Consider the following 22,175-nt stretch of genomic DNA (forward strand, 5'->3'; position numbering starts at 1 on the left):
TCTGCGCGAAATCTGGCCAGAACTCCAGCGCGCCGGCGGCCGGCGATCCTCTCCCTCCCGGCTCCCTCCCCCTGGCCTACGCTGCCCGGAAGCGGCGGCGTTTCGCCCTTCCCGGCGAGCTCGGGCGCACGCGCATGGCAGCGCTCGCGCCGCCTCGCCCCTTCCTTGTCCGTCCCGCCTCTTCCGGTCTCTTCCACATCTTGCAGCCCTCCCATACTTCTTGCCCCCGGAGCGAAGTGCGCATATGTGAGCAAAGTAGGTACAGGTAGGTATGCACGTCCCCTTGTTCGCTCCTCGCCGTGCCCAGCCCGCCGCCGGCCTTGGCGAGCCCTTGCGGTCCGGGGCGCGCGGCGCCGCGCGGACCAGCCCAGCAGGGATCGCGGGTCCTGCTGCGCCGCCGGGCCATGGCTACACCCGGGATGCGGCGGCGCTGGTTCTGCTGGTCTCCGCCCTGTACAGCGCGCTGGCGCTCGCGTCCTTTCGCGGGGATCCGCTGCGGCCGGAGGTCTCCGGCGACGACTGGGTAGGCCCCGTGGGGGCTGCGCTCGCGGGGACGTCGATCGAGGCGATCGGCGTCATCGCGTGGTTCGTCCCGCTCGAGCTCGCGCTGCTCGCGATGCCGCTCCTGGGGGCGAAGCGCTCGATCGCCAGCCTGTTCCGGCTGAGCGGCGACGTCGTGGTGGTCATCGTGCTCGCGGCGCTCGCGCACGTCGCGTTCCCGAGCGCGGTCGCGTTCGGCGCGATGCCGCTCGGCGGGGCCGTGGGCGAGCTGTTCGGGGAGGTGCTGCGCGCGCTCTTCTCGAACATCGGGTCGTACATCATCGGGCTCACCATCGTCGCGCTCATCCTGATGGGCCGCGCGACGTTCTCGTTCATCGAGCTCGCGCACCGGGTCGAGCAGCTCGCGATCGCCATCGCCGTACGCGTCGCCGGCTGGGCGCGCGCGCTCTTCGGGGCGTGGGCCGCGGCGCGCGACCTGGAGCGGCAGACCGAGGCCAAGACGCAGAACGCGCCGCCGATCATCGCGCGCAACTCGAGTCCGGACGCGATCATCGCCGCGCTGGCCGACGACACCGACGAGCGGCCCTCCGATCCCGCCGCCAGGGCGACGCCCGTCGAGCCGGCCCCCGTCGGCGCGCCGGCGCTCGATCTCTGGAAGAGCGCGCCGTTCGACGCGTCCCCCGAGGAGCCGGCCGCCCCGGCCAAGCCCCGGCGCGGGCGGAAGGCGCAGGCCAAGGAGCCGCGCGAAGCGGCGCAGCAGGGCGCAGAGCCGCACGACGCCGAGCCGCGCGAGGTGGAGATCCACGGAGGTGAGGCGCACGAGGTGGTGACCCACGGCGCCGAGCCGCACGAGCTGGTGATCCACGGCGGTGAGACGCACGAGGTGGTGACCCGCGGCGCCGAGCCCAGCGAGGCAGCGCAGCGGGACGACGAGCCGCGCGAGGCCGTGTCGCACGGCGCCGAGCCGCGCGGCCGGGCGCAGCGCGCTGCCGAGCCGCGCGAGGGAACGCAGCGCCGAGCAGCACGGCGTCGCGCCGCGTCTCCCGCGGCGCCGCGCGGCGCCGCCGCCCAGGAGGACAGCGAAGAGCCGCCGTTCGGAGGCGAGGCGCACATCGACGAGGAGCAGGGCGACCTCGACGAGGAGCGGGACGACCTCGACGAGGAGCGGGGCGACCTCGACGAGGACGAGCCGGTGGCGGTCGCGGCGCCCGACCCGGGCGACGACGACATGGTGACCGCTCTCGGAGAACCGGACGAGGTCGACGTGCCGACACCGTCGCCCATCCTGCCCGTGCACCAGCGGCGCGAGCCGCCGGTGCGCGAGCTGCCGGTGCGCGAGCCGCACGCCGCGGTGGCTCATCGCGAGCTGCCGGTGCGCGAGCCGCACGCCGCGGACGCTCATCGCGAGCTGCCGGTGCGCGAGCCGCACGCCGCGGACGCTCATCGCGAGCCGCCGGTGCGCGAGCCGCACGCCGCGGCGGCTCATCGCGAGCTGCCCGCGCGCGCGCCGGAGCCGCCCGCGCGCGCGCCGGACGCCGCGGTGGCCCACCGCGAGCCCTCGCCCACCATCGGCCCGGAGCGGGCTCGCGGGGTCGCGCCGCGCGACCCGACCATCGTCGATACGAGCCGCGAGCTCGTCAGCGAGAAGCCGGCCGTGGTGAAGGTCGTCCCGGCGGCCGGAGCGGGCTTCCGCCTGCCGCTGACGGACATGCTCGAGGCGGCCGCGGGCGGGCGCCTGCAGCTCGACGCGGATCAGCTGAAGGCGACCGCGCAGCTCCTCGAGAAGACGCTCGCCGACTACGGCGTCAGCGGGAAGGTCGAGGAGATCCACCCGGGGCCGACCGTCACGACGTTCGAGGTCTCGCCCGCCGCCGGCACCAAGGTGTCGAAGGTCGCAGGCCTCGCGGACGACCTCGCGCTCGGCCTCTCGCGCAAGGTCCGCATCGTCGCCCCCATCCCCGGCAAGAACCGGATCGGCTTCGAGATCCCGAACGAGCACCGCCTGCCCGTCAACCTGCGCGAGCTCGTCGAGGATCGCCGCTTCGTCGAGATGAAGGCGCCGCTGCCGTGCGTGCTCGGCCGCGACATCATCGGGACGCCGTACTTCGCCGACCTCGCGTCGATGCCGCACGTCATCGTCGCGGGCGCGACCGGCGCCGGCAAGAGCGTCGGCCTCAACGTGATGCTGGTGAGCCTGCTCTTCCGCAAGACGCCGGAGGAGCTCAGGCTGCTGATGATCGATCCCAAGGTCGTCGAGCTCGCGCCCTTCGACCGCATCCCGCACCTGCTCCTGCCGGTCGTGACGGACATGAAGCAGGCGGCGAACGCGCTCAAGTGGGCCGTCGACGAGATGGAGCGCCGGTACCAGCTGTTCGCGAACGCGGGGACGAAGAACATCACGACCTACAACGCCTGGGTCGAGCGCGTGCAGCGCGGCGAGGCGCGCCCGCCGAAGCCCCCGGCCAAGGTGAGCGCCGTCGGCGCCGACGGGCTCGAGGTGGAGATCGACGCGGCGAAGGACGGATCGGACGCGGCGCTGCCGGAGAAGATCCCGTTCATCGTGATCGTGGTCGACGAGTTCGCCGACCTCATGATGCAGCAGGGCAAGGACGTGGAGGCGAGCGTGGCCCGCCTCGCGCAGAAGGCGCGCGCCGCCGGCATGCACGTGATCCTCGCGACGCAGCGGCCGAGCGTCGACGTGATCACCGGCATGATCAAGGCGAACTTCCCGACGCGCATCGCCTTCCGTGTCGCGCAGAAGGTGGATAGCCGGACGATCCTCGACGAGCAGGGCGCCGAGCACCTGCTCGGCCGCGGCGACATGCTGATCAAGATGAACGGCTCGAACGATACGCGCCGCGTCCAGTGCCCGTTCTGCTCGGAGGAGGAGGTCCAGAGGATCACCGACTTCCTCCGGCTCCAGGGCGAGCCCGTCTACGACGAGGCGATCCTCCGGCCCCGAGACGAGGAGGGCGAGGAGCCCGACACGTCGGACGCGGAGGCCGATCCGATGTACGACGCCGCGGTTCGCATCGTGGCCGACACCCGGCGCTGCTCGACCTCGTGGCTGCAGCGCAAGCTCGGCGTCGGCTACAACCGCGCGGCCAAGCTGGTCGAGGCGATGGAGAAGCGCGGGCTCGTCGGGCCCGCGAACGGCGCCAAGGATCGCGAGGTGCTGATCGCGCCGATTTGACCCTATGTGATTTATCTTGACGCCACTGCACAGAGGGTGTTGGCACGCCGCCGACCCAGGCAAGCGGGACAGACGGGATGTCGAGGAGCACACAGCGTCGAGGTGCCCGCCGACGGGGCTGCGCGCCGGCATGGCGGTTCTTTTGACTTTCCCGTTCGAATGCTTCATGGAGCAACCCAGGATGGCGCCCGAGGAAACGCGCACGCGTCTGATCGCCCAGATCGCGAGCCTCCTGAACGACGGGACGATGCCCGCAGACGCCCGCGCAGCGGGGCTGACGCTCATCGGATGGCTCGCGAGACGCATGCCCGGAGAGGCCGCATCGCGGGATGGTGTCGAGGAGATGTGCCGTCGCGCGGCGGTCCTGGGCTGCCGGCCGCGGCGCATCGGTGGACGGCGCTCCACCTGACCCGGCGGCATTGCACAGGCCGCGGACGCACCCGCTTGTGTGCCAGCACCGGGTTCTGACCGGCACCTGATGGGCAACGACGGCGAGGCGAGCGCTAAAAGCGACATCCGTACCGTAATTTGTACGTGCCGTAGCGAGCGCGGCTAAGCTCCTGGGTGGCGCGGCTTTCCGCGCCGCGGGGCTCGCGCGACGCCCGACCCGGGACGTCGGCTCGCTCGGTACCATGGGGTAAACGGCCGCAGTGGGGCCTGTGATAGGTGGTGTTGCTCATGGCGAACCGCGTGGTCGCCCTCCCCGAACCTCACCCGAATGACGATGAAGATGTCGTGTGGGGGATCTCCACGGCAAGCGCGCTGTGGGCGCGCGGCGAGCGGCGCGACGCCATCGTGTGGCTGCGACGCGCGGCCGACGCCGCCGGGGCGGCCGGGCAGCCGTTCCGCGCCTCGGAGCTCGGGCTGTGCGTGACGGCGCTCGAGGAGGTCATGGCCTCGGAGGTCGGGCAGCCGAGCGATCCCGATCTCCTGGAGACCATCGACAGCGAAGGTGACGCGCCGCCCCCGTCCTCTGACGAGGCGCCGCCGTCGGACGAGCAGACCTGGCGCCGCCGCATGTCGCTCACCCAGGAGCTGCGCGCCTCGATGCCCTCGATCGAGATCGACATGTTCGAACCGCTCTCGCAGCCGGAGCTGGCGGCCGAAGCAGAGCGACTGGCGGGATCGTCCCCGCCGTCGCCGCCGCTCAGCCCGGGTGCAGAGGGCGGGCAGGGCGCCGGAGCACGACCGATCGCGCCGTTCTCCCCCGCGCCGCCCGGCCATGCGCAAGGCAGCATGTCGCCCACCGCGCCGCCGATGGCGCAGCGGCCGACGCAGCAGCCTCCCGGCGGTGCCTTGCGGCAGGCTGCGCCTCCCGTTCAGCCGCCGCCGCCGTTCGCGCCGGCGGCCCCGCCTGGCGTGTCGCGCTCGCAGCCGCCGCCCATGTCGCGCTCGCAGCCGCCGCCCTTCGCGCCGGCGGCTCCGCCCGTGTCGCGCTCGCAGCCGCCGCCCGCCGCGTCCCCGCAGCGGCTCGACCCACCGCACGCGCAACCGCCGGCGCCGTCGGCCGCGCCCTCCGCACCGCCGACGGCTGGGCCCAACGTCCAGGCCGGCGCGATGTACCGGAGTCAGCCACCGCCCGCGGCTCCGCTGCCCGCCCCCACGGCGAACGCCATTCCGCCGCTGCCTCCCGCGCCGGGGGTTCCGTCGTTCCGGCAGCAGCTCACCACGGACCCGCTCCTGGTGACAGCGCAGGCGAAGACACCGAGCGCGCGGCCGCCCGCCCCGATACCGCCGCCGGCCGTACCGCGGGGAGCGTCGCGGCGGCCGTCATCGATCCCCCCTCGCCCTGCCTCCCTGCCCACGCCGCAGGAGCTGCAGTCTGCCCTACCGCCATCGCCGGAGCGCGGCCGGTCCGACCCCGCGATGAGCCCCCTGCAGCCCCCGCGCCCCGCCGGGACACGCTCCACGAGCGAGCCGCCGCCCGCGGCACCGCGACCTCCGTCGGCGCTTCCGGCGGTACCTGTACCCGCTCCACCGCTGCCGAGCCTCATCGCGGAGCCGCAGCCGCCGGCGACGGGAGGCGCCGCGCCCGCGTCGCGCCCGCCGTCGTTCAGACCTCCGCCAGCGCCGCATCCGGCGTCCCTCGGACTTCCGCCCGCGTCGCGCCCGCCGTCGTTCAGACCTCCGCCAGCGCCGCATCCGGCGCCCCTCGGACTTCCGCCAGCGCCGCACCCGCCGTCGTTCGGACCTCCGCCAGCGCCGCACCCGCCGTCCTTCGGGCCTCCACCAGCGCCGCCTCCGCCCACGTTCGGGTCTCCACCCGCGTCGCACCCGCCGCCGCCTTTTGCGCCCCCGCGCCCGCAGGCTGCGCCAGTACCGCATCCGCCGTCTTTTCAACCTCCGCGCCCGCAACCTCCGCCTCCGCCCGCCGTGCCGACACCCGCTGCGCCGTCAGCTGGCGTGCTTGCACCTCCGCAGGTGCTCCCGCCGCCGGTGTCGCCGCCGTCTTTCGCGCCGCCGCAGCCGCCGAGCACGCCGCCACACCCGCAGGCTCTGCCTCCCCCGACGCCGCCGCCGCCCACGCTGACCTCCGCGACACCGCCGCCCGGCGCGCTTCCGCCGCCCGCGGCGCCGCCGCTGGCCTCGTCGATGCCGATCGCGCCGCCTGCTGCGCCTCCCGATGCGCCCTCTGGGGCCGCCGCGCCACCGCCGTCACCTGCCGCGCCGCCGCTCGCCGCGCCACCGCCGTCACCTGCCGCGCCGCCGCTCGCCGCGCCGCCGCTATCGCCTGCCGCGCCACCGCTGTCCGTCTCGGCGTCCGCCACGCCGTCACCCGCCGGCCCGCCGCCCGCCGCGCCATCGCCGGCGTCCGTGCCGCCGCCTGCGCAGCCCGCCGCGCCGTCGTTGCCGGTATCCGCCGCACCTCTGGCCGCAGCGGCTTCGCTCCAGACATCGGCGTCGCACCAGGCCCCGAGCCCTCCTGCCCCCGCCGACGAGCAGGCGCCCGGCGACGACATCGGCGAGATCGTCGTCGAGGCTGAGGCCCCTACGCCCACCCCGGCCCGCACAGGCGCGGCCGCGCCCGCACAGGGAGCGATCAGCTCCAAACGCAGGCCGCGCGAGCCCATCCTCGACCCCTGGTCCGAGGACGCGGAGCCAGCCGCGCCGCCGCGGCCTCCCCAGGAGATCATCACGTCGAACGGCGACACGTACCTCGTGGCCCGCAGGCATCCCTCGACGCCACAGCCGGGCGACGAAGAGGAAGACGAGGTCGTCACCTCGGCAGCGCCGCTCGATCTGACGCTCAAGCGGAAGCCGATCTCCGCGCGACCTCCCGCGCCCCCGGCGCCTGCGGCGGCGCGCACCCGCCCGGCGACGCCCACCGGGAACGAACCCCCAGGACACCTCGGGGCCTCGGCCGACAGCGTTCCCGCGAAGGGCGCCGCGAATTCCGCGAGCGACAGCGCGAAGATCGACCCCCCTGCGAGCGCAGACGCGTCGCCCGCGGAGTCGACGATCGAGGGGACGATCGTCATCGAGCTCTCCGACAGCGACCTCGAAGCGCCGATGTCGAGCCGGCTCGCCGCCCCTCCGCCTTCGCCGCAGGCAGCGGAGCAGGACGACGACCTGCAGACGAAGGCCACCCCGTCCCGCGGCGAGCCCGCGCCCCACGGCGACGAGGTCCAGGCGCCGCGCCCGCGCGCGCTCGATGAAGCCTCGGGCGAGCCCGCGCCGGAACCCGTGGAAGAGCTGCTCGACGACGCGGACCTCGCGCTCGTCGAGGAGCCCCCGGCCCAGGCGCCCGCCGCCGCGCCGCGGCCCGCGTCCGCCACCGACGCCCGCGCGCCGGCCTCGGTCGAGGCCCTCCCCGATCTCGCCGCGGCGCCGCGCGTGGGTGCGCCCGCTGTCGAGGGGCGGCGGTCGGCCGCAGGCGAGAGCGCCGACCTCGCCGCGATGGCGCTCGACGCACCGCCCAGCGCGCCACCGGAGACGGAGGCGCTCGCGGCCCTCGACCGCGCGCCGGAGATCGCGCCGGATCTGCCGCGGCCCGGCGCGGCCAGCGCCGCGCCAGCCGCCGACGCCGCGGCACTCACCGGCCGCGACCTGGAGCAGATCGAGGCGTTCGCTGACCTGCCCGAGGAGATGCACGACGAGCTCGCGCTCGCAGCGCGCGTGGAAGACCTCTCGTCCGACGAGGAGCTCGCCGTCGATGGGGCGGCGCTGGTCCTGCGCGGGGACGCCGCCGTGTGCGCGAACATCGTCGATATCCCCGCCGAGCGCGCCGCGACGCGGACGCTCGTGCCGTCCCGAGGGACGCTCGAGGAAGGGATCCCGCTGCGCGTCGTCGCCGGCGCGGAGGGCGCGCGGGTGGCGATCTGGGGCCAGGCGACCATCGATCACGCGCTCCGCAGCTGCCCCTGGGTGCTCGACGAGCTGCGCACCGTCGCGGACCGGATCCAGTCGCTCGCAGGCGCCACGATGGGGCCGCTGGGCGAGCTCGAAGACACGCTGCTGCGCCGCGTCCTCGGCCGGCTCCGGCTGCGCGGCCTGGCGCCCGGCGAGCACTTCATCCACGCCGGCAACCCCATCCCCGGGCTCGTGATCATCGGCGCCGGCGCGCTGGAGCTGGTCGCGGAGCGATCGCAGGCGATCGCAGGCACCGCGAGGCCCGGCGACCTCCTGTTCGCCTCGGAGCTGCTCGGAGGCCAGCCGGCGCCGTCGATCGCTCGCGCCGCCGGGGGCGGCGCGCTCGTGCTCCTCGCCGACCACCCCACGCTGCGCGAGCTGTTCGAGAGCACGCCCGAGCTGCTCTCCATCCTGGCGCAGTCGGTCTCGATGAACGCTCAGCGCGGCTGAGGCTGCGCGCGGAGCCAGAGCCGCGCGGGGCTCGGCTGGCTCCGCGCGTCAGCGAGCGCTGGCGGGATGCCCGGCGCGCAGAGCTAGAGCTGGCCGCTGTTCGGCCGCAGCGGCCGCGCGGCCCCCTGCTCCAGCTCGGCGGGATCGACGGGCTCCGCTTCCTCGTTGACCTGCCAGACGAGCTCGCTGTTGCCCTGCGCCCCGGCGAAGCGGAGCCCGAACCACCTCGCGCTCGGCGAGATCGTCGGCTTCCCGTCCGCGGTCGCGCGCGGGAAGCGGATGCGGAACGCCTGGCGCCACACCGTGTTGTACGGGAAGTACGTCCGCTCGAGCGCGTTCGGCTTGGCGATCGCGACGATCTCCTCGGGCGCCGTCTCGTTCCCGGTGTCGTCGATCAGCCGCACGATCCACGCGCTGTCCGGCGTCGAGAGGTCGTTGTACTTGCGCTCGCCCCCGAAGATCGCGACGAAGAACTGATGGCGCTGGCGCGTCTCCTCGAGCGTCTTCTCGAGCAGCTTCTGCCGCTGCTCGATCGTGAGCCGGTAGTCCTGCGCGTAGCGGACCACGTAGGCCCAGCGGAAGTCCCACGACTCGAAGGTCGCGGTGGCGGTGAGGAAGTTGTCGAGCTCGGAGAGCGCGAACAGGTGCTCCGTGCGCGTCCAGCTGCGCAGCACGTTCTCGTAGTCCGTCGCGACGTACTCGCGAGGCCCCTCGTTCAGGCTCACGAGCTGGGTCGAGCAGCCGGCCGGGCCGAGTAGCGCCGCGAGAACCAGACCGCGCCGGAGCCATCCTGCGTTGACCACGCGGCCAGGGTACCGAGCGCCCGCGCTGGATGCACGCACACTCGAAGCCGATCCCGCCCCTTCGGCGCCTTCGGCCAGAAGCGCGCCCGGCGAGCGCGCCCGGCGCGCCCGCCGCGCTCACCGGCGCGCCCGCCGAGCGCCTGTCGGGAAGGTGAACCCGACGCTGAACCGCGCGGCGTAATACGAGGCGACGTCGCCGCGCAGCGGGGTCGTGACCGGCAAGAGCACGCTCAGCGCCGGCTGCACGTTCGACAGGATGAAGCGGACGCTCGGCGAGATTGCGAACGTCGCGCGCCGGTCGTCCGGCAGGTCCTGGGTCAGCTGGTAGACCTCCCACAGCTCCAGACCCACCCCGACCGGCCTCGCGAGCCGGTAGCCGAAGTAGAACGCCGTGTGCGCCGTGATGTCGGTGCGGCGCTCCCCGGACCGCGTGCGGCGCACGACCAGCGACCAGTCGAGGCCCTGCCTGAGCTGGAAGATGAACGGCCCGGTGATGTGCCGCATGTCGAACCAGGGGCGGAACGTGAGCGTGAGCTCCCGGAAGCGCGTCTCGTCCCACGGCCGCACCACGCGCGCCGTCCGGAGCACCTCGGCCTGGTCGCGCGAGACGTCGCGCGGGACCGGGAGGACGAGGCCGAAGCCTCCGCCGGAGGCGAGCCCGCGCACGCTCGACCAGACGCCGCGCCCGTACAGCTCGGGGCTCCCGAGCAGGATCGACCGCTCGACCCCCGGGACGCTCGCCGCGGCGCTGTCATGCACGGCGCCGACGAACCACTTGCGCGGGACGAGCGGCACCTCCATCTCGCCGTGCGAGTACCAGGCGAAGGCGAGCTTGCCGCCCGCCCGGCTCGCCGCGTCGGGCTCGATCACGGCCGCCGTGTACTCGAAGGTGAAGGTCGGATCGCGCAGCGTGAGCCCGGGGAGCGTCGGGGGCGCGGGGACGTCGAAGACGGCCTCGTCTTCCTCGTCGGACCACGCGCCCGGCGCCGCGGCCAGCGCGGACGCCGGCCGCGCGCACGGCCAGAGCAAGAGCAGCGGCAGGCAGCGCAGCAGGAGCCGCATCACCGCGCGGGCGAGGCGCCCGTCGGGCGCTGGAACCCGCGCGGGCGGCCTCGTCGTCACGCAGGGAGTGCTACTTCGACCCGAGGCCGAAGTCGTTCGCGGTGACGTAGAGCATCAGCCCGAGCAGCATGAACACGCCGACCAGGTGGATGTGCGCCTCGACGCGCGCGTTCGGCCGGCGCCGCGTGGCGGCCTCGTAAAACAGGAACATCAGGCGGCCGCCGTCCAGGGCGGGGAACGGGATCAGGTTGAACGCGCCGAGGTAGGCCGAGAGCACCCCGAGGAACTCGAGCCCGTGCGGCAAGCCGCGCTTGGCCGCGTGCGCGGTCTCCCCGATCATCCGCGCCGGGCCCCCGAGCTCGCCCTCGATCTTGCCCGTGAGGACCTGGCCGAGCCCGACGACCAGGTCCTGCACGACCTTCGGCGGCATCTTCAGCGCGAGCAGCGCGGCCTCACCCGCGGTCACCGGCACCCGCTGGACCGGCCCGACGGGGATCACGCCGATCTTGCCCGATCCGCCCTCGTTCGCGGGCGTGACCTTGGCCTCGACGCGCTCGCCCGCGCGCTCCACCACGAGGTCGAGCGGGCGGCCGGGGCTCTTGGAGATGATCTCCGCCATCTTCTCCCAGTCGTGGACCGGGGTCCCGTCGATCTCGACGATGCGATCGCCGTCCTTCAGGCTGGCCGCCGCCGGCATCCCGGCGACCACGCCGATGTCGGTCAGGCGGTGGGGCTTGCCGCCCACCATCAGGCTCGCGAAGAAGAGGACCGACGCGAACAGGTAATTGGCGAGCGGACCGGCGAAGATCGCGGCGATCCGGCCCATCAGGCTCGCGTTCGCGTAGCTGCCCTTGTCCTCGGGATCGACCTCCTCGAGGGGGTTCATCCCCGCGATCTGCACGTACGCCAGGAAGGGGATCATGGCGACCTGGAACACGGTGGGGCCGTGCTTCACCGGGTCGTGGCGAAAGAGCCGCACGCGGACCTTGTCCGCGGCGGTCGTGAACCAGTAGTACCCGTCCTTCGGGACAACCTTGAAGAAGGTGGGGCCGAAGCCGATCGAGAACTTCAAGACGCGCATGCCGTACGCGCGCGCGGCGAGATAGTGCCCTCCCTCGTGGACCACCATCAGCAGGGCGAGACCGAGGATGCCTACGAAATACCAGCCGACCATCTCCGGCTAGTCTAACCAGGGCGGGCCCTGTCCGCACGCGCCCGATGTCCGCGCCGTACGCCCGCCCCGGCGAGATGCCGCCCGCGGCGGAGGCCGTGCGCTCCCGCCGGCCCCCGATGCGCCGGGAGAGCGCGACAGCAGGGCGGCGCCCGGGGCGGCTCAGCCCGCCAGAGGGCCAGAGCCGGCGGGGAGCGGCTCAGCCGACGAAGAACGAGACGCCGACGCTGAAGAAGGGATACCCGATCCGCATCGTGAGCGACATGTTGTCGTTGAAGTGGTAGCGGCCGCCGACCATGGTGACGAAGTCGAGCCACACGTCGTTGTAGAACCCGTCGGTGCGGACGACAGCGCCGAGATCGGCGAACGCGCTCCACTGATCGGTGAAGAAGAAGTTCCACTGCATGGTGACCGGACTCCAGATGGTGAAGTCGCGGCGGCAGTACCTGCAGTTGGTGAGATCCAGCCCGAACGAGATGGCGACAGTGTTGTTGAGCTTCGGGATGAACGCCGGGTCGGCGAGCTCGATGCTCGCCCTGAAGCCGACGCCGAACTCGGGGTCGCCGAAGTCGTTGTAGCGCCTGGGCCCGTACCGCCCCAGGCCGTAGTCGCGGTGCAGGAAGACGAAGTTCCCGTGCGGCTCGAGCTCGGCGAAGTAGCGGGGGTGGTCGTTCGGATTCTTGATGTTCGCCTGCGCTTCGGGCGCGAGCGTGAGGAGGGTGGCGCCGGCAAGAGCGACGCTCACGAGCGAGGGCAGCGCTTTCATGAGCTCTTCGTACCAAAGGAAGGGCAGCGACGGAAGCAAACGGGCACGTGTCGGCTGCATGACGGCCGCCGCTGGAAGGCGATGTCGCACCTCGCTCGGCCCGCCGCGCGCGGCGCGGGCGGGGCGCGCGCGGGTCCTGGCCGAGGCGCGGGCTCGTCTGGCTGAAGCGCGCGCTTTGGGGTAAGCCGGGGTAGCCAGAGCCGAGCGCCGCACGCGCGGCGCAGCTCGGAGGGGCGGCCTTCCCCGGAGCGTGGAGATGAGAGGATCGACAAGCGTCATCCAGCTGGCCCGCGGCTGCGCGCGCATCGGCGGCGGGCTCGTCGCGGTCGCCGCGCTCGCGTGCAGCGGCACGATCCAGGTCGCGGGGCCGCCGCCCGAGGACGCGGCGCCCCCGCCGGCGCAGGCGAAGAAGCCGCCCGCGCCGGCGGAGGCCCCCGAGGCGCCAGAGCCGCCGGCGCCCGCGGCAGCCGAGCCGTTCGTGACCACGCGGGACTCCGACGAGTGGGTGCGCCAGACGCTGAAGCTGCAGGCGCGCTACGAGCGCGTCCTCGTCGTCGGCGCGCCGGCCCCCGCCGCGATCCGCGTGGCCGCGCTCGATCTGAACGCGCGGGGCGCCGCGGCCGAGCCGCGGGACCTCCCTGTCACGCGCGCGTTCGCCACGCTCCAGGAGGCGGCGGACGCGGCGCGCGGCGGCGACCTCATCGCCGTGTTGCCCGGGACGTACGCGGGGTTCTCGGTTGGCGACAAGCCGAGCGCCGGCCAGGAGCGGTACATCCATTTCAAGGCGATGGGGAGCCCGGGCGAGGTCGTGATCCACCGGGGGTGCGCCGCCGACCCGAACTGGATGATTTACCTGAAGGCAGCGCACCACGTCGTGATCGAGGGCTTCCGTCTCGCTGGCAGCAGCGCGCCTGGCAGGCAGAGCGCGGCTGATCCGAAGGCGGGGATCATGATCGACGGCGCCTTCGGCGAGACCAGCAGGCTCGCGCACCACATCGCCATCGTCGGCAACTTCGCTCATCACCATCGGACGTGGGGGGTTCACTCCACCGACAGCCACACGGTCCTCCTGCAGGACAACCTGTTCGCCTTCTCGGCGGGCGAGCACGGCGCCTACATATCCGACGGATCGGACAACTACGTGGTCCGTCGCAACGTGTTCTTCGGCAACAACGCGAGCGGGTTCCAGGCGAACCTCGATCCGGAGGCCTCGCTCGACGCGGTGCTGGAGCACCCGTCGTTCCGGGATCATCCGCGGAGGGAGCCGACCCGCGCCTGGGCCGCGGAGCTGATGAAGCGCGCGACGGAGCGGTTCGGCGAGCACGGTTTTCCGGACGGCCGCGGCGTGAACTTCATCATCGAGCAGAACGTCATCAACGGCAACGGGCGCAGCGGCGGGGGGGCGATCAACCTCGCGGGCGTGTCGGACTCGGTCGTCCAGAACAACCTCATCTATGGCAACCTCGCCAGCGGGATCGCGCAGTGGGACAACGCGAACCCGTTCGACCGGGCCTATGTGGAGCCCGGCCCGCGCGCTCCGGAGCAGGTGACAGGACCTGACGCGCTGCCGCTCTGGGGCTGCCGCAACAACCTGATCCGCAACAACACCGTGGTGCTGAGCGCGAGGGGCCGGCCCGCGCTCCAGTGCGGCAATGGGAGCTGGGGTTGCCGCCTGCGGAACAACATCCTCGTGAGCGACGCCTCGCCGTCGATCGAGGTGCTGAGCACGAGCATCTACCGGTTCGACGCCGGCCACAACGTGGTGACCCAGGTGAGCTACGGCGGCATGCCGGAGGGGCTGAAGCGCCTCGCGGCGGCGCTGCCGGAGACGCGGGCGATCACGGGCATCACGCGCGCGCGGTTCGCGACGGAGGTGGTGCGCGCGAGCGAGGAGCCGTGGGTGATCCTCGAGGGGGGCTGGTGGAAGCTCAACCCGAACCGGCCGGATTTCAGGCCGAAGCGGTCGTCGAAGATGCTGATCGGGCAGGGCGACGCGCGCGAGGTGCCCGCGCGGGATCTGCTCGGCGTGGAGCGCAGCGGCGCGGAGCTCGGGGCCCTGTCGCCGGGGCCGAGCTGAAGGGAGGCGGCGGCGAGGGATCGTCGAGCGCGGCGTGGCGAGCCGGGGGGCGCGCAGAGCGCGGCCGCACCGCGGAGGGCGACGCCGGGGCCCGGGAGCTGGTCGCGGGGATGCGCGCGCCCGGGCATGGGCTCCTCGGCGAAAAACCTTGCCGGGGGAATGAAGCAGGCGAACGATCCCGCGCCGTCGGGGCAATCACGTGGAACACCCGCGGCGTGCCCAAGGAGAACGGCGATGCGCAGCAGGACTTCTTCTTTGGTGTTCGTATTCTGTCTCGCGGCGGGCGCCGCGTTCGCAGCGTGCTCGGGCGAGACGACGGAGAACCCTGGCGGCGACGGGGGGAGCGGAGCGAGCGGCAGCGCGGGAACGACGAGCAGCACGACAGGGGCGAGCACGACGGGGGCGAGCACCAGCTCGACGACGGCCGCGACGTCGAGCGGAGCTGGCGGGGACGGCGGCGGCGCCACCGTGTGCGAGCAGGCCTGCGACAAGGCAGACGAATGCGGCTTGCCCGTGTGTGACGCCCTTCCGTTCGACTGCGCAGATCCAGCAGCGGAGTGCAGCGCTCAGTGCGTGGTCGGCGCGACGTGCGAGCAGCTCGAGTCGCTGGAAGAGGGCCCCGCGGATCAGGAGCTCACCGACTGCCTGAACGAGTGCCAGGGTAGCGAAGGGGGCAGCGCCGTGGCGTGCCTGAGTTGCGCGAACCAAAACGGCTGCATGGATGCCTGCAGCGACGACATTTCATGTCAGCTCTGGCTACTGTGTGCGCTGGGGTGCATGAGAAACGATCCGCAGCCCCAGTGCTTCAGCGGCTGCAACGCAGACTACGTTGGCACACCGACGGAAGAGATGATTGACGCCGTTTACGCATGCACCTGCACAGATTGCAACGAGAGCTGCAATAGCGCGGTGGATCCGTGCAATCAGTAGGCGATTCAGCACTACTGCTAGAAGTCTGAGGGGGAAGCAAACCGCCATGACGCCAAGAAACCAGGGAAATGGGGGGAATGCCGGGACGGCACTTCTTCTTATCCCGTGGCGACCTTGGCGCCATGGCGGTTTTTCTGCCGATCCGGGGCAACTTCCCGCAGTGGTGTTAGCGCTCGCGGGCTCTGATCGAGCGACCGATCGTCTCGCCCCGGCGAGCTGGCACGCCATTGCAGGATCGCCGGCGAACGAACCACGTGCCGATCAGGCTCGCAGGCGGGGCTACGGCGAGAGCTTCGCGACGAACACGTCTGCACCGCCGTTCGTCGCGAGCGCGCCGCCACCGAAGTCGACGGACTCTCATGCCGTCCCCACGAGCAAAGGATTTCCAGAAGGCTCACTCTTGACGGCGATCGCGGCATCACCCTCAGGACTACCGAATCGTCGGCTCCACAGCGGCACCCCAGCCGCCGTGAGATTCACCACAAACACATCGCCCGCGTCTCCTGACGCAGACAGCTCATCATCACCGATCGACATGACCCCATCGAAAGCCCCAGAATAGTACCGGTTGCCAGCGCTATCGTAAGCAAGCTCTCCACTCCTCACATCGCCCGTGCCACCAAACCACTGCGGGCAAGATGGAAGGGCGCACCGCAATCTCACGCCGCCGCGCGAGACGCGTGTACACTCCGTCCCGTGCCGTCTGCGCCGCCCCGCGACCGCCCCCGGGCTCGCCTGTCGAAGAGATCCTCGCCGCCCCGACACCGCCCGTCACGTCCCGCAGGCTCCGCCTTGCTCGCCGCGCTGGTAGGGCTCACCGCGTGCCCCGTTCCGAACGACGGCGGCGCCGGCCCGGCGAAGAAAGCGGACGCCCCCGGCGCCCCCGCCATGTCGGACGCCGCCGAGGGGACGGCTCCCGCCGCGGCTCCCGCGCTCATAACGCCGGCGTCCGCCGGCAGCGCGCACGCCGGCGCCGCCATCCCGGGCGGCGCAGCGCCCGATGCCACGTCCACCGCGGTCAGCCCGGGCGCCGCCCCCGCAGAGGCGCCCCCGCTCGGCTCGACCGGCGCCCCGCCGCTCGCCCCTCCCGCCCCGCTGCCCGGCCCCTGCCCCGCCGACATGGTCCTCGTCGGCGGCTTCTGCATCGATCGCTACGAGGCGCACCTGGTCATCGACGCCGGCGGGGAGCTCGCCGTCCATCCGCACTTCAAGCGCCCCGAGCCGGGCGTCCGCTACCTCGCCCGCAGCGCGGCCGGCGTCTTTCCGCAGGCGTACATCAGCCGCGTCGAGGCCAAGGCCGCCTGCGTCGCCGCCGGCAAGCGCCTCTGCACGCGGCGGGAATGGCAGCGCGCCTGCCGCGGCAACGGCGCCCACCGCTACCCCTACGGCCCACGCGGCGAGCGCGGGCGGTGCAACACCGGCAAACCCCACCTCCTGCGGGAGGTCTTCGGCGAGCACCCGCCGGGCGGGTGGAGCTACGAGCGACACTTCAACAGCCCTGACCTCGACCAGAAACCAGGCTTCCTGGCGAGGAGCGGCGAACACGCCGGCTGCGCCAGCGAGCTCGGCGTCCACGACATGGTCGGGAACCTGCACGAGTGGGTCGGCGACATGGTCGATGGCGAGCTCGTGATGCGGATGAGCACCGAAGGCGTCGAGCGCCGCGACCAGCCGTGGCACGAGGGCAACGGCGTGTTCATGGGCGGCTTCTTCAGCACGACAAGCGAGCTCGGCCCCGGCTGCTACTTCACCACCATCGCCCACGAGCCGGCCTATCACGACTACTCCACGGGATTCCGCTGCTGCGACAGCGTCGACCTGCCGGCCGCTCCGGGGGCGATCAACGCGAGCCAGCGAGACGGCGGCAGCTGACAGCGCGGCCGGCCGCGACGCGCGGCTCGGCGCCGAGGTCCCCGGCACCAGCAGGCGCGGCGAGCTCGCCCGCGGCGCGATCCCAGCGACGCTGCGCCCAAGGACGGCTGCGGCGCGCTATCACGGGCAGCCCTCTCGGAGGATCGCCCGTCGATTCCTGCCCGCGCCAGGAACAGAGCACCTCCTCCAGATGTCCTGCCCTCTCGATGACCACGAGCGCAGCGACGACCACGGAAGGCGCTCGCGCGATCACGAGGCTTCGCCCCCGCTACGGCCGGTGGGCCGCGGCAGCCGCGGCGCTGCTCCTCTCCAGCCTCGCGGCCATCGGAGCCTGCGTCAGCCAGCCCCTCGTGGCGGCGCTCCCGCCGCCCGCTCCGGCGCTCTTCGCGGACCCCGCGCGCATGGAGCGCGACGTCCGGAGGCTCGTGGAGGAGTTCCGCCCGCGGGGCTATCGGCAAATCGAGCAGCTGGACCGCGCCGCGGCGTACCTGCGCGCCGAGCTCAGCGCCGCCGGAGGACGCGTGGCCGAGCAGCTGTACGATGTCGAGGGGCGGACGTACCGCAACGTGCTCGCCCGGTTCGGCCCGGACTCGTCGGCGCGCGTCGTGGTCGGCGCCCACTACGACGCGGCGAACGACTTGCCGGGCGCCGACGACAACGCGAGCGGCGTGGCAGGGCTGCTCGAGCTCGGGCGGATGCTCGGCCGGACGCCCCTCCGGGGCGAGGTCGAGCTCGTGGCGTTCACGCTGGAGGAGCCGCCCTATTTCCGATCTGAGCACATGGGAAGCGCCCATCATGCGAGCGCGATGCGCGCAGCTGGCGTGAAGGTCCGGGCGATGATCAGCCTGGAGATGATCGGATATTTCACCGACGAAGAGGACAGTCAGGCGTTCCCGCTGGCGCCGCTCTCCATGCTCTATCCCACGAAGGGGAACTTCGTGGCCGTGATCGGCAACCTGGAGGGGCTCTCGCTCGTTCGCACCGTCAAGGGGGCGATGCGCGGCGCGACCGATCTGCCCGCCTATTCCCTGAGCGCTCCGGCGCTCGTCCAGGGCGTGGACTGGTCCGACCACCGGAGCTACTGGGAAGCGGGTTATCCAGCGGTCATGATCACGGACACGGCGTTTCTGCGCAACCGGCGTTACCACACCGACAAGGACACGCCGGATACGCTCGACTACGCGCGCGCTGCAAAGGTCGTCACCGGCGTGGCCCAGGCCGTCCTCGCGCTCGCGAACGAGTGAGCGCGCTGCCGTCACCATGCCTCACGCCGCGAACATCCGATCGAGCACCGCCCTCGGCGCGCCGCCCTTCAGGATCGTCTCGAGCGCCTCGAACACCCCCGCATCCACCTTCCGCGCCTTCGCGAACGCCACGACGCGCGGGATCAGCGGGATCGCCTCCACCCGCAGCCTGGCCTCCGCGACCGCCTCGTCGAGCGTCCGCCCGCGCGCGAGCGCCTTGCCGAGCACCACCTCGGGGCGGCTCTCGAGCCGGATCGAGGCGAGCAGGTCGCCGTAGCCGCCGAGCCCCAGCATCGTCCGCTCCTCCGCGCCCGCCGCGGCGGCGATGCGGGCCGCGCTGTCGACCGCCCTCGAGATGAGCGCGGCGAGCAACCCCGGCCCCGCGCCCGCCTGCTCGGCGAAGCCGACACCGACGGCGAGGCAGCCGACCAGCGCCGACGCCCACTCCAGGCCCTGGAGATCCGGCGTCGTGTAGACGCGGAGCGCCTCCGACTGGAACGCCGCGGTCACCGCGGCGTGGACCTCCGGGAAGCGCGAGCCGCACACCATCGCCGAGGGGCGGCCCTCCCGGAGCTCGTCTTCCTGCACCGGGCCGCCCAGAGCGCCCACCCGGCGCGCCGGGGTCTCCTCGCGCACCAGGTCCGAGACGGTCTTCAGCGCCTCCCCCTCGAGGCCGCGCACGCCGTGGATCACGAGGTGCGAGCCGTCCATGTGATCGCCGAGCGCGCGCAGCGCCGTCCGCGCCGCGTTCGACGGCACCGCGATCACGAGCAGCCGCGCCCGGGCGACCTCCGCGTGGTCCCGCACGATCCGCGGGCCGCCTTTGATCCGCGGCTGCTCGCGGCGCGAGTACAGGAGGACCTCCGCGCCGGTGCGGCTGGCCGCGAGCGCCAGCGCCACGCCCCAGAAACCGCCGCCGATGACCCCCACCGAAGGCGCCGGAAGCGCGCTCCCCGGGGCGCTCACTGGCCACCCCCGGCGCCGTTCATCGAGCCCACGTGCGCGTCCGCCTCGCCCACGCGGGACGAGGACGACGGGGACGACGAAGCGGACGAGGCCGAGCCCCGCGGCTCATCCAGAGGCGGCGGCGACGAGGCGGGCTCGAGCGGCGGGAGCGGCGGCTGGACCTGCAGGCCGGAAGGGACGCCCGGCGGGGCGATGACGTCCCACGCCACCCCGTGGGCGGCGAGGCGGTTCTGGTAGTAAAAGAGCAGGTTGGTGTCGCAGAGCGCGATGCCGTCGGGCCGCGAGTCGAGCACCGGCGACGAGTGGTAGCCCGCGAAGGCGCGCAGCGCGCGCTCGACGATGTCCCCGCCCGAGCCGAGCCGGACGTCCTCCCCCAGCACGATGCACCCCCGCTGCTCGAGCTCGCGCAGCCGATCGCAGAGCGCCACCACGTCGGCCGCGAGGTCGTCGCGCGGCACAGTGAGCACGTCGCGCTGCCGGAGCACCGTGAAGAGATCCGCGGCGGGCGCCTGGCTGCGAAGCCGGGCGAAGCTCGCCGCCGCGACGACGTGCGTCGCCATCACGACCGTGTCGCGCGCGTACGCCCGGCAGATCTCCTCGCCGAGCTCGCGCGCGTACTGGGCGTCGCGCGCCGCGTCGATGACCGCCCTGCCGCCCTGATCCTTCACGTAGCTCGCCGGATCGACCTCGCGACCGCGGGCGTCGAACGAGCGGCCCAGCTCGTCGACCCGGTTGCCGAACGGATCGAGCGGCTCGGAGAAGCGGATGACCACCGCGGCGTTCATCGCGAGGAGCTTGCGCAGGAACGAGGCGATCCGGCCGATGCGGCTCGACTCGTCGTCCTCGATGATGAAGCGGCCCTTGCCGGCCTCGGAGAGGAAATCGGCGATCAGCGTCTCGGCCTCGAGCGTGATGAGGTAGTTGATCGTGGCCGGGACGAAGAAGACGCGGCGCTCGCGGCCGCTCTGCAGCGTCCGCGTGTAGGCCTCGAACGCGCTGCCGACCAGGCCCAGCTTGAGCTTCCGCTCCACGCCGCCCGAGCGGGACCGCGTGCCGCCCGGGAAGAACAGCGAGTGGTAGCCGCGCTCGAGGAGCACGCCCGAGTACGTCTTCAGCACGTCCTTGTAGAGGTTGTGCCGGATGCGCCGGTCGACGCGGTAGGCGCCGAGGTTGTGCATGAAGAACGAGAGGACCGGGTTCGTGAACAGGTTCTTGCCGGCGCCGTACGTGGCGGGCGGCAGGCCGGCGCGCTCGAGGGCATAGCCGAACACGATCGAGTCCATGTTCGACAGGTGGGTCGGGACGTAGACGGCCGTGCCGCGCTGCACGAGCGAGCGGAGCTTCGCGAGCGGGCCCTCCACGAGCACCCGGTCGGCCAGGAGCTCGAGGCTGACGAGCTTGAGCGGGTCGCGGACCACGGTCATGAGCTTCCGCGGCGCGAGCAGCGCGCTCACGACCGGCGGCAGGAGCCGCGACGACAGCTGGTAGACGCGCCGGTCGAAGTTCCCCGCGATGTCCCACGCGTACTCCTCCGACAGCTCCCGCAGGCGGCGGCGGCGCTCGGCGTCGTGCATGCGGCCGAGCGAGCGGGCGAGCCGCTGCCACTCGGCGAGCTCGCGGACGTCCTGCGGCTTGCGGGACCCCTCGAGCCGCTTCGACTCCTGATACGCCGCCTCGTTCATGGCGAGCAGCGGATCCCTCGTGGAGCCGACGACCCGGTCGACCACGGTGCGCACGATCTCGTCGCGCGCGTCGTTGAACCCGAAGATGGGAGCGCGGGAGTCCATGGGCCTAGTCGTATAGAAATCGGACGGCGGGCGCGAGCGGAATACGGCCGCGGGCGACGCCGAAAGTCAGCGGTAATCGTCCTTCGCGCGACGCACGGCGGCGAACACGTCGGACGGCGCGGCCCCCGGGAAGCGCGCCCTCAAACTCGGCTCGCCACAGCGCAGGAACGGGTTCGTCGCGAGCTCGTCGGCCATCGTGCTCCCGACCGTGGGCTCGCCGCGCTCCCGGGCCGCGCGGGCGGCCGCGAGCTTCTTGCGGACAGCCTCGTTCTCGGGCTCGACCGCCTCGGCGAAACGCAGGTTGTTCACGGTGTACTCATGACCGCAGAAGACGCGCGTGTGCGCCGGGAGCGCGGCGAGCTTGGAGAGCGAGGCGTGCATCACCTCCGGCGTCCCCTCGAACATGCGGCCACATCCGGCGATGAAGAGCGTGTCTCCGGTGAAAACAACGTCCTCGACACAATACGAGACGGCGCCGAGCGTGTGGCCGGGGACGTGCAACGGCTGGAGCGTGAGGCCGGCGACCTGGACCGGCGTGCCCTCCTCGACCCGCTCCGTCTGCGCGGGAACGCGCCCGACGTCGCTCGAGTGCGCATAGACCGGGAGGTCGCCGTAACGCTCGCGGAGCGCCTCGTTGCCGCCGACGTGATCGTGGTGATGGTGCGTGTTGACGATGGCGACCAGACTGAGCTTCTCGCGCTCGAGCGCCGCGATGATCGGCTGGGCCTCCGAGGGATCGATGACGATCGCCTCGCGCCGCCCGTCCGCGGCCACGAGGTACGCGTAGTTGTCGCTGAGGCAGGGCACGGGGAGGATGCGCATGAGGCGTCGACTATAGCGGCGCTCCCGGCGAGAGCCGGGGAAAAGGTGCGCGTGGCGCGGTGGATCGCGCATGAGCTCGAGAAAGTTTGAGAATTTTGCGACCGAACCGGCAAGTGGTCCCGAGCGGGACGGCGGGCGGCCTGGCGGAGATCCGCGCGGTGACGCGGGCGCGATGGTGTGG

Annotated in this window: 18 protein-coding genes; 7 read left to right on the forward strand and 11 right to left on the reverse strand. The window is 72.8% G+C overall.

What is annotated here, in order from left to right; genetic code table 11:
* The first annotated feature begins 271 nt into the window (after positions 1-271).
* Together WMF34_RS40550 and WMF34_RS40555 are read left to right on the forward strand one after the other, a co-directional pair.
* Positions 272-3,694: a DNA translocase FtsK 4TM domain-containing protein gene (locus WMF34_RS40550; protein ID WP_437991141.1), complete on the forward strand. Its 3,423-nt coding sequence runs from the start codon at positions 272-274 to the stop codon at positions 3,692-3,694.
* Positions 3,695-3,875: 181 nt separating this feature from the next.
* Positions 3,876-4,103 (forward strand): hypothetical protein, encoded by a 228-nt coding sequence (locus WMF34_RS40555; protein WP_162144043.1) that lies wholly within the window; start codon positions 3,876-3,878, stop codon positions 4,101-4,103.
* Positions 4,104-4,404: 301 nt separating this feature from the next.
* Here WMF34_RS40555 and WMF34_RS40560 read toward each other — a convergent pair whose 3' ends face one another.
* The 3 genes from WMF34_RS40560 to WMF34_RS40570 all read right to left on the reverse strand — a co-directional run bounded on the left by WMF34_RS40560 (position 4,405) and on the right by WMF34_RS40570 (position 6,654).
* Positions 4,405-4,764 carry a hypothetical protein gene (locus WMF34_RS40560; RefSeq protein ID WP_044967007.1) on the reverse strand — a complete coding sequence of 120 codons (360 nt, stop codon included), beginning with the start codon at positions 4,762-4,764 and terminating at the stop codon, positions 4,405-4,407.
* Positions 4,765-5,013: 249 nt separating this feature from the next.
* A complete protein-coding gene (locus tag WMF34_RS40565; RefSeq protein ID WP_437991142.1) occupies positions 5,014-5,235 on the reverse strand; it encodes a hypothetical protein in 222 nt (73 codons plus the stop codon).
* Positions 5,236-6,030: 795 nt separating this feature from the next.
* A complete protein-coding gene (locus WMF34_RS40570) occupies positions 6,031-6,654 on the reverse strand; it encodes a hypothetical protein (RefSeq protein WP_437991143.1) in 624 nt (207 codons plus the stop codon).
* Between the two features lie 199 nt (positions 6,655-6,853).
* On the opposite strand from WMF34_RS40570, the gene WMF34_RS40575 reads away from it, so the two are divergent.
* The gene (locus WMF34_RS40575; RefSeq protein ID WP_437991144.1) at positions 6,854-8,494 is read left to right on the forward strand and encodes a hypothetical protein; all 1,641 of its coding nucleotides are present in this window, start codon (positions 6,854-6,856) and stop codon (positions 8,492-8,494) included.
* Between the two features lie 83 nt (positions 8,495-8,577).
* Here the strand turns inward: WMF34_RS40575 and WMF34_RS40580 are convergent, their stop codons facing one another.
* From WMF34_RS40580 to WMF34_RS40595, 4 genes are all read right to left on the reverse strand, one after another.
* Entirely contained in the window at positions 8,578-9,297 is a 720-nt protein-coding gene (locus tag WMF34_RS40580; protein ID WP_157907258.1) for a hypothetical protein, read from the reverse strand.
* 117 nt (positions 9,298-9,414) lie between these two features.
* Positions 9,415-10,419 carry a hypothetical protein gene (locus WMF34_RS40585; RefSeq protein WP_231864508.1) on the reverse strand — a complete coding sequence of 335 codons (1,005 nt, stop codon included), beginning with the start codon at positions 10,417-10,419 and terminating at the stop codon, positions 9,415-9,417.
* A 10-nt stretch (positions 10,420-10,429) separates the two neighbouring features.
* Positions 10,430-11,533, reverse strand: coding sequence for a M50 family metallopeptidase (locus tag WMF34_RS40590; RefSeq protein WP_012240598.1), 1,104 nt, complete (start codon positions 11,531-11,533; stop codon positions 10,430-10,432).
* 196 nt (positions 11,534-11,729) lie between these two features.
* Entirely contained in the window at positions 11,730-12,296 is a 567-nt protein-coding gene (locus WMF34_RS40595; RefSeq protein WP_157907259.1) for a hypothetical protein, read from the reverse strand.
* A 256-nt stretch (positions 12,297-12,552) separates the two neighbouring features.
* Between WMF34_RS40595 and WMF34_RS40600 the strand changes: the two genes are divergently transcribed.
* Complete coding sequence (locus tag WMF34_RS40600; RefSeq protein WP_437991145.1) at positions 12,553-14,373, forward strand: right-handed parallel beta-helix repeat-containing protein; 1,821 nt, start codon at positions 12,553-12,555, stop codon at positions 14,371-14,373.
* Between the two features lie 258 nt (positions 14,374-14,631).
* Entirely contained in the window at positions 14,632-15,303 is a 672-nt protein-coding gene (locus WMF34_RS40605; protein WP_437991146.1) for a hypothetical protein, read from the forward strand.
* 357 nt (positions 15,304-15,660) lie between these two features.
* Here the strand turns inward: WMF34_RS40605 and WMF34_RS40610 are convergent, their stop codons facing one another.
* Positions 15,661-15,840, reverse strand: coding sequence for a hypothetical protein (locus WMF34_RS40610; protein WP_437991147.1), 180 nt, complete (start codon positions 15,838-15,840; stop codon positions 15,661-15,663).
* A 255-nt stretch (positions 15,841-16,095) separates the two neighbouring features.
* Here WMF34_RS40610 and WMF34_RS40615 point away from each other — a divergent pair, with 255 nt between their 5' ends.
* Positions 16,096-17,175, forward strand: a complete 1,080-nt coding sequence (locus WMF34_RS40615) for a formylglycine-generating enzyme family protein (protein WP_437991148.1) — start codon at positions 16,096-16,098, stop codon at positions 17,173-17,175.
* A gap of 206 nt (positions 17,176-17,381) precedes the next feature.
* The gene (locus WMF34_RS40620) at positions 17,382-18,419 is read left to right on the forward strand and encodes a M28 family peptidase (protein ID WP_437991149.1); all 1,038 of its coding nucleotides are present in this window, start codon (positions 17,382-17,384) and stop codon (positions 18,417-18,419) included.
* A 21-nt stretch (positions 18,420-18,440) separates the two neighbouring features.
* Here WMF34_RS40620 and WMF34_RS40625 read toward each other — a convergent pair whose 3' ends face one another.
* The 3 genes from WMF34_RS40625 to gloB form a co-directional block, all read right to left on the reverse strand.
* A complete protein-coding gene (locus tag WMF34_RS40625; RefSeq protein ID WP_437991150.1) occupies positions 18,441-19,349 on the reverse strand; it encodes an NAD(P)-binding domain-containing protein in 909 nt (302 codons plus the stop codon).
* A 32-nt stretch (positions 19,350-19,381) separates the two neighbouring features.
* Positions 19,382-21,172 (reverse strand): 1-acyl-sn-glycerol-3-phosphate acyltransferase, encoded by a 1,791-nt coding sequence (locus WMF34_RS40630; protein ID WP_437991151.1) that lies wholly within the window; start codon positions 21,170-21,172, stop codon positions 19,382-19,384.
* 66 nt (positions 21,173-21,238) lie between these two features.
* Complete coding sequence (gene gloB / locus WMF34_RS40635; protein WP_437546607.1) at positions 21,239-21,994, reverse strand: hydroxyacylglutathione hydrolase; 756 nt, start codon at positions 21,992-21,994, stop codon at positions 21,239-21,241.
* Positions 21,995-22,175: the final 181 nt, after the last annotated feature.

This window comes from Sorangium sp. So ce145, assembly GCF_051525985.1.
GTDB classification, from domain to species: domain Bacteria; phylum Myxococcota_A; class Polyangia; order Polyangiales; family Polyangiaceae; genus Sorangium; species Sorangium cellulosum_B.